This is a genomic window from Azospirillum melinis, from assembly GCF_013340935.1.
Taxonomy (GTDB): Bacteria; Pseudomonadota; Alphaproteobacteria; order Azospirillales; family Azospirillaceae; genus Azospirillum; species Azospirillum melinis.
The window spans coordinates 59337-65560 of sequence record NZ_WHOS01000038.1; the positions used below are offsets into that span (position 1 = coordinate 59337).

Sequence of the window (6224 nt, forward strand, 5' to 3'; positions counted from 1 at the left end):
CTTGGCCGGCCCGCGTGGCGGTCGCTCATCAAAACGTATCCAACTCGATCACCGTACAATCGAGCGCGCGTTGTGCCAACGTGCCGCAGGCGGTGTCGACCTGCAAGCGCGTGAAAGGGGCGACCCCGACCTCGTAGAGCAGCCGGCCCTTGCGGAACACCGGCCAGACCATCGCAGGCAGGTCACGATAGGCGCTGCCCGGTCCGGCGGTGAACTCCTTCCAGGCGCGCAAGCCTTCGGCGTAGCTGACATATTCGCCGAGCTTGATGCCGTAGAGCATGCCCGGCTCGACCGGCGGCATCCCCGGCAAGGGATAGGGCGCGGCCACCCCGACCAGCCCCTGGACCGGGGCCAGGGCGCGGGTGCCGGCGGGCAGCGCCAGCGTCGCCTCGCCATCGGCGGCACCGATCAGCGCCACCACGTCGCCCTTGCGCAGGGTGAAGCTGCGCCGCTTGCGGTTGGCCAGGATCTCGGTCGCGGAAATCGGGCCGGCGGCGACGACATAGCCCTCCGCCGGGGTCTGCGCCGCCTTGTCCCAGGCCGCGCGCGGGACGACCGCGGCGCTGCGGTGGGGGGGAGGGGCGTCCGCCGGCTGGTTGGCGGCGGGCCTGGACGGCCGCGGCCCTTCGCCGCCGATTGCCGGCCGGCCGGTGACCATCAGCGCCGGGTCCAGCGAATCGGCGGGGACATAGCCGATGGGCTGGCCGCCGATGGCGATCTCGGTCCAATAGGTGCCGCGCGGCGTGCCGAGCGCGTTGAGCGCCTTGCCCTGTTTCAGCGTCATGACGATGCGCGCATCCTCGCTGGGGCCGATCCGCACCTCGATGTCGCGGTTCAGCACCACCTCGCCGGTCAGCGGGGCGCCGATGGCGACGGGGCTCTGCGCCCATGCCGGCGGGGTTGCTGCAACAGTGCCGGCACAGGCGAGGACAAGGGCGAGGGCCGGAAGGAGGCAACGGGTCGGCACGGCGATCATTGGGCGGCTTCCTTGGCGGAGACCTGTGAGGCAGGGGGCGGCTTTCGGCGGCCCAGCAACTGGCGGCCGACAAGGTCGTGGATTGCGTCGGCCAGCAGCCGCACCGGCTTCGGCGCCGTGCCGCGGGCGCGGTGCAGGGCGATGTCGACGTCCGGCAGGTCGGGAAAGCCCTCGGCCACACCGATGCGGCGCAGGCTGGGCGGGACGGTGCAGGCCTCCATCGCCGTCACCCCCAGCCCGCCCATCACCGCGCCATGGACGGCGACGACGCTCTTGCTGGTGAAGGCGACGCGCCAGTCGCGCCCCATCCCGTCCAGGGCGGCGACGGCGATGTCGCGCACGACGCAGCCCTTGGGAAACAGCGCCAGCGGCAACGGGTCCAGGCTTTCCACCGGACGATAGCCCCCCGGCAGCGGCGACGCGGGGTCGAGTGGCGGGGCGACCCAGGACACCGGCTCCTGCCGCACCAGCTCGCCGCCGGTCTCGCCGGCCTTGCGGGTGATCAGGGCCAAGTCGTAGCGGCCCTTTTCGATCTCCGCCACCAGATCGGGGCTGTTGTCGCAGACGACCTCGACCATCACATCGGGATAGGCGGCATTGAAGCGGGCCAGGATCTCCGGCAGCAGCATGGTTGCGTAATCGTCGGGCGTGCCGATGCGCACGCTCGCCACCGTCGGGCTGCGGTGCATCAGCGCCAGCACCTCGTCGTTCAGGGTCAGCATGCGCCGGGCATAGGCCAGCAGCACCTCGCCGTCGCGGGTCATGCGCACGCCGTGGGTGTCGCGTTCGAACACGCGCTTGCCCACCGTGTCCTCCAGCCGGCGCACCTGCTGGCTGACCGCCGCCTGGGTGCGGCCCAGCCTTTCGCCGGCGCGGGTGAAGCTGGCGCTGTCGGCCACGGCGACGAAGGCACGCAGCAGGTCGGTGTCGAGATTGGCGGGCATGTCTGGAACCGGAAGTTGCCGCTCATTCAAGCAGAGCGCCGGGCCGTCCGCAACGGCGCGGTCATTACGAATCGTGATGACACCATAATGCCTATTCGTTTCCAAGGGATTGGCACACCCCCCATTGTCGGCCTCCGACCCCTTTGGAGTTTCCGATCATGTCGCTGTTCGCCGCCTGGACCGGCACGGTTCTCGGTGCCGCCCGCATGGAGCCGCCCGCCATCCCCGCCCCGGCGGTGCCGGAGCCGCGGCGCTTCCGCCTCGCCTACAATCCGCTGCCGTCGGCCGTGCCCGCGTTGGGTTATCGCCTGACAGCGGAGCACGCGCCGTCGTCGGTGAGGTCGCCGCTCCGGACGCCGCCGACACCTCCGGGACGCCAGCGTCTTGAGAAGTAGGCGGGCCGCAGCCTATCCTGCCGCCGATAACTATGCCGGCAGGAGTGGGCGATGGGGCGGGTCTATGTGCTGTACACCGGGGGCACCATCGGGTGCGTGACCAATCCCAACGGGGCGCTGGCGCCGGTGCCGGGCATGGAGTTCGAAAAGCTGGCCCTGTCGGTGCCCGGCCTGTCGGACCACCGGGTGAAGGATTATCCGGACCTGGGCTGGACCATGGACTGGTTCGACCGCACGCTCGACAGTGCCAACATGACGCCGACGGACTGGGTCGCCATCGCCCGGCGGCTGCTGTCGGTCTATGACCAGTATGACGGCTTCGTCGTGCTGCACGGCACCGACAGCATGGCCTACAGCGCGTCGGCCCTGTCCTTCCTGCTGCCCGGCCTGTCGAAGCCGGTGGTGTTCAGCGGATCGCAGGTGCCGCTGTCCTTCACGCTGAGCGATGCGCCGGCCAATCTGGTCGGCGCCATCGTGGCGGCCGGCACCCTGCCGGTGCCGGAGGTCTGCGTCTATTTCGACACCAGGCTGCTGCGCGGCAACCGGTCGTCAAAGGTCGACGCCAACCGCTTCGCCGGCTTCGATTCCCCCAACTTCCCGCCGCTCGCCACCATCGGCAGCGTGGTCGCCCGCAACGAGCCGCACTGGCTGGCGATGCCGGACACGGGCGTCTCGCTGGCCGGGCCGGACAACCGGGCCAAGCGGATGACGGCACTGGACGCCCTGCCGGCGGCGCTGGCGGCCTTCTCCGTCGTCATGCTGTGGCTCTATCCCGGCATCCGCGCCAGCACGGTGTCGGCGATGCTGACCGGCACCAGCCCGGCGGCGAAGGGGGCGATCGTGCTGGCCTACGGCGAGGGCAACGGCTCGACCGATCCGGACTTCCTCGACACGCTTTCGGCGGCGGTGAAGGCCGGGGTCGTGCTGATGGACAACACCCAGGTGCAGCGCGGCGCGGTGCTGCCCGGCGCCTATGCGACGGGCCTCGGCGCCGTGGGTGCGGTCGGCGCCTATGACATGACGCCGGAAGCCAGCTACGCCAAGCTGGTCTGCCTGTTCGCCGCCGGGCTGGACGTTGCGGCGGTCAAGGCGACGATGCCGGTGCCGCAGGCCGGCGAACTGACGGTGATCGGGGACTGAGACGCGCCCGGCCGGAGGCGGGGCCGTCCGCCTCCGGCACTGGCTTATAGGCCCGGCTTACTGGCCCATGCCGGGCTGGGCCGGGGCCATGGTGCCGCGGTTCATCGTGCCATTGCCCATGGTGCCGTTCCCCATCGTGCCCTGGTTCATCGAGCCGGAGCCCATGCCGCCGTTCATCGAGCCGCCCATCGAACCGCTCCCCATCTGGCCGCCCATGGCGCCGCCGGTCGAGCTGCCATAGCCGGTGTTGGCCTGGCTGCTGTACTGGGCGAGCTGCTGAAGCTCCATCTGGTCCTGCATGACGACGACCTGTTTGCCGCGCCGCTCGAAGGAGGCCGGGGGCAGCATGACGGTCTGGCCGGACTTGGCCAGCTTCAGTTCGACCATGGTCTGGCCGTCGGCGCCGGTGGTGACGTTCTGGATGGTGCCGGCGACGGGGCCGCCATGGCGGTGGACCACCCGCTTGCCGATCATGTCCCGGCTGGCCTGGACGTCGCGGGCGCCGGTGTCCATCGTGCCGTTGGCGACGGCGTTGGACCTGGCCGACCCGCTGGTCTGGGCGTGGCCGGGCGCGGCGGCGGCCATCAGCATCAGGGCCGGAACCGCGGCGGCGAGAAACTTGCGCATGTCATCCTCCCGGATTGAACCACAACAGGGGAGGCGCCGCGCAGGAGCGGCACCGTCCTGGGTGTGATGACACCCGAACGGCCGTTTTGTTGCGCAAGGTTGTACGGAATTGCCGCGTTGTACAAAAAAGGCGGGCCTGAGCCCGCCTTGTCCGTTTGCCTTACTCGTCGCCCATCTTGAGCGCCGCGATGAAGGCGCTCTGCGGGATTTCCACCTGCCCGAACTGGCGCATGCGCTTCTTGCCTTCCTTCTGCTTGTCCAGCAGCTTGCGCTTGCGGCTGATGTCGCCGCCATAGCACTTGGCGGTCACGTCCTTGCGCATGGCGCTGATGCTCTCGCGGGCGATGATCTTGCCGCCGATGGCGGCCTGCACCGCGATCTTGAACAGCTGGCGCGGGATCAGCTCCTTCAGCCGTTCGCAGAGCTGGCGGCCGCGGCGTTCGGACTGGCTGCGGTGGACGATCATCGACAGAGCGTCCACCGGCTCGGCATTCACCAGGATCGACAGCTTCACGAGGTCGCCTTCCTCGTAGCTGTCCATCTGGTAGTCGAAGCTGGCATAGCCGCGGCTGATCGACTTCAGGCGGTCGTAGAAGTCGAACACCACCTCGTTCAGCGGCAGGCGGTAGACCAGCATGGCGCGGGCGCCGGCATAGGTCAGCTCGATCTGCTGGCCGCGCCGCTCGGTGCAGAGCTGGAGGACGCCGCCGAGATACTCGTCGGGCAGCATGATGGTGGCCTTGATCCACGGCTCGTCGATGTGGTCGATCCGCATCACGTCGGGCATGTCGGCCGGGTTGTGCAGGTCGCGCACCGTCCCGTCGGTCATCGTCAGCTTGTAGACCACCGAGGGGGCGGTGGTGATCAGGTCGAGGTTGAACTCGCGCTCCAGCCGCTCCTGGATGATCTCCAGATGCAGCAGGCCGAGGAAGCCGCAGCGGAAGCCGAAGCCCAGCGCCGCCGACGTCTCCGCCTCGTAATGGAAGCTGGCGTCGTTCAGCTTGAGCTTGCCCAAGCTGTCGCGCAGCCGCTCGAAATCGGCGGCGTCGACCGGGAACAGGCCGCACCACACCACGGGAATCGACGGCTTGAAGCCGGCCAGGGCCTCGGAGGCCGGCTTGCGCTCGTCGGTGATGGTGTCGCCGACCTTGGTCTGGGTGATGTCCTTGATCGCGGCGGTGATGAAGCCCATCTCGCCCGGCCGCAGCTCGCCGGTCAGCAGCGCCTTCGGGGTGAAGACGCCGACGCGGTCGACGTCATGGGCCGAGCCGGCGGCCATGAAGCGCACCTTCTGGTTCACCTTCAGCACGCCGTCGACGACGCGCACCAGGATGACGACGCCGAGATAGGGGTCGTACCAGCTGTCGACCAGCAGCGCCTTCAGCGGCGCGTCGGCATCGCCCTTGGGCGGCGGCAGCCGCTTGACCACCGCCTCCAGCACCGCGCCGATGTTGAGGCCGGACTTGGCCGAGATCTCCACCGCGTCCGACGCGTCGAGCCCGATCACGTCCTCGATCTGCTGCTTGATCCGCTCCGGCTCGGCGGCGGGCAGGTCGATCTTGTTGAGGACCGGGATGATCTCGTGGTTGTTGTCGATCGCCTGATAGACGTTGGCGAGCGTCTGCGCCTCGACACCCTGGGAGGCGTCGACCACCAGGATCGAGCCCTCGCAGGCGGCCAGGCTGCGGCTGACCTCATAGGCGAAGTCGACGTGGCCGGGGGTGTCCATCAGGTTCAGCGTGTACTGCTTGCCGTCCTCCGCCTTGTAGAGCAGGCGGACGGTCTGGGCCTTGATGGTGATGCCGCGCTCGCGCTCGATGTCCATGCTGTCGAGCACCTGCTCGCGCATCTCGCGCGCGTCGAGGCCGCCGCACTGCTGGATCAACCGGTCGGCAAGGGTCGACTTGCCATGGTCGATGTGGGCGATGATCGAGAAATTGCGGATGTGCGAGAGGTCAGTCATCGGGGCCCAAACAAGCGAGAGTTTGCCGGGAACATAGGGCGGACGGGGGATGGGCGCAATGATGGTGTGTCGGCGGGTGGCGCGCAGCGTGTACGGGCGGTTGCGGAGAGGCGAGCGCGTGGGGCGGGTGGAACGGGATGGAACGGTTTTCGGCGGGGTGTTCAGTGTTCCATCGGGGG

Annotated in this window: 6 protein-coding genes; 2 read left to right on the forward strand and 4 right to left on the reverse strand. The window is 69.2% G+C overall.

The window, feature by feature from the left end; translation table 11 throughout:
• Positions 1-28 precede the first annotated feature (28 nt).
• Positions 29-976, reverse strand: coding sequence for an SH3 domain-containing protein (locus tag GBZ48_RS24120; protein ID WP_174473342.1), 948 nt, complete (start codon positions 974-976; stop codon positions 29-31).
• Complete coding sequence (locus tag GBZ48_RS24125; RefSeq protein WP_174473343.1) at positions 973-1920, reverse strand: LysR substrate-binding domain-containing protein; 948 nt, start codon at positions 1918-1920, stop codon at positions 973-975. Before GBZ48_RS24125 ends, GBZ48_RS24120 begins: the two co-directional genes overlap by 4 nt.
• Positions 1921-2078: 158 nt before the next feature.
• On the opposite strand from GBZ48_RS24125, the gene GBZ48_RS24130 reads away from it, so the two are divergent.
• A complete protein-coding gene (locus GBZ48_RS24130) occupies positions 2079-2315 on the forward strand; it encodes a hypothetical protein (protein ID WP_174473344.1) in 237 nt (78 codons plus the stop codon).
• A gap of 51 nt (positions 2316-2366) precedes the next feature.
• Positions 2367-3455, forward strand: coding sequence for an asparaginase (locus GBZ48_RS24135; RefSeq protein ID WP_174473345.1), 1089 nt, complete (start codon positions 2367-2369; stop codon positions 3453-3455).
• A 57-nt stretch (positions 3456-3512) separates the two neighbouring features.
• Here the strand turns inward: GBZ48_RS24135 and GBZ48_RS24140 are convergent, their stop codons facing one another.
• Both GBZ48_RS24140 and lepA read right to left on the reverse strand, forming a co-directional pair.
• A complete protein-coding gene (locus tag GBZ48_RS24140; protein WP_174473346.1) occupies positions 3513-4082 on the reverse strand; it encodes a hypothetical protein in 570 nt (189 codons plus the stop codon).
• A gap of 160 nt (positions 4083-4242) precedes the next feature.
• Positions 4243-6045, reverse strand: a complete 1803-nt coding sequence (lepA, locus tag GBZ48_RS24145; RefSeq protein WP_109049688.1) for a translation elongation factor 4 — start codon at positions 6043-6045, stop codon at positions 4243-4245.
• Positions 6046-6224: the final 179 nt, after the last annotated feature.